General features: G+C 37.1%; 1 pseudogene. It reads left to right on the top strand.

Features of this window, described 5'->3' with window-relative positions:
• Positions 1-39: 39 nt before the first annotated feature.
• Positions 40-1,133 (top strand): annotated as a pseudogene (locus tag L950_RS25355) (IS91 family transposase); the annotation flags it as partial.
• Positions 1,134-1,215 lie beyond the last annotated feature (82 nt).

Raw genomic sequence — 1,215 nt, 5'->3', positions numbered from 1 at the left:
AAAAGTACACAGTCCAATTGATACCGTTTTGCTTTATGTAAGCCGCAGTGGGAAGTAGCCGATGTGCTGAGAAAAGTCGATTTGTCCAACCAAAACTTTACCGTTCATCAAGAAAAAACGTTAAGAGCATTGACTTTGTGCCGAACTGCTGCTTTGGGCGGACATGTAGATGCTTGTGATGCTTGTGGCAACATTAGTATTAGTTACAACAGTTGTCGCAATAGGCATTGCCCGAAATGTCAAGGTCATAAACGTGAAGAATGGATTCAGGCACGTGAGCAGGATTTGTTGCCTTGTTCGTACTATCATTTGGTTTTTACCCTTCCAGATTCGCTTAATGGATTAGCGATTGCACATCCAAAAATCGTTTATAAAATCTTGTTTGATTCTGTTTGGTCGACATTAAATCAATTCGGAAAAACGGAAGGTTTGCAACTAGGAATGATTGCGATTTTACATACCTGGGGACAAAATTTAAGTTTACATCCACATTTACACTGCATTATTCCTGGTGGTGGAATTGATGCCAACGGTAAATGGAAACGCAAGATAAAAACCGATAAATACTTATTTGCAGTAAAAGCGTTAAGCAAGGTTTTTCGAGCAAAATTTGTTGCCTTGTTACGTAAAGAAAAGCTTGCCGATGCTCATGTTTTGCAAAGTTTATTTGATAAAAATTGGGTGGTTTATGCCAAACGCCCATTTGGAGGTCCCAAACAAGTAATCGAATATTTAGGAAGATACACCCATAAAGTTGCCATCAGCAATCATCGGATTAAAAATGTAACAAATCAAGAAGTTACCATTGCTTATAAAGATTATAAAGACGCAAGTAAAACTAAGCAACTCACCTTAAAAAACGAAGAGTTACAAGGCGTTTTAGTCTTCATATTTTACCCAAACGTTTTGTAAGAATCAGGCATTACGGTATTTTAAGTAGCAGTTGGAAACGTGGCAAACTGCAACAATTACAACAAGATTTAAATATCATTCGACCTGAAATCGAAACCAAAACGCAACTTAAAAAATGTTATTGTTGTAAAGTTGGAAATCTGGTTACGTTACATGTCTTTGGGCAACGAGGTCCGCCAAAAGCATATCTTATCGAGAATACACTTGCCTATGTGAATTAGTTTTACGGGTAAGGGAACTTGTATTTAATTGCGTCGGTAAATCGAAAAATAACAATAAGACAGCACAAGTTCAACCATAAAA

The sequence above is a fragment of the Sphingobacterium sp. IITKGP-BTPF85 genome (assembly GCF_001006065.1).
GTDB classification, from domain to species: Bacteria; Bacteroidota; Bacteroidia; order Sphingobacteriales; family Sphingobacteriaceae; genus Sphingobacterium; species Sphingobacterium anhuiense.
The sequence above is the reverse complement of the archived record's forward strand: the minus strand, read 5'-3'. Positions and strand labels throughout refer to the sequence as shown.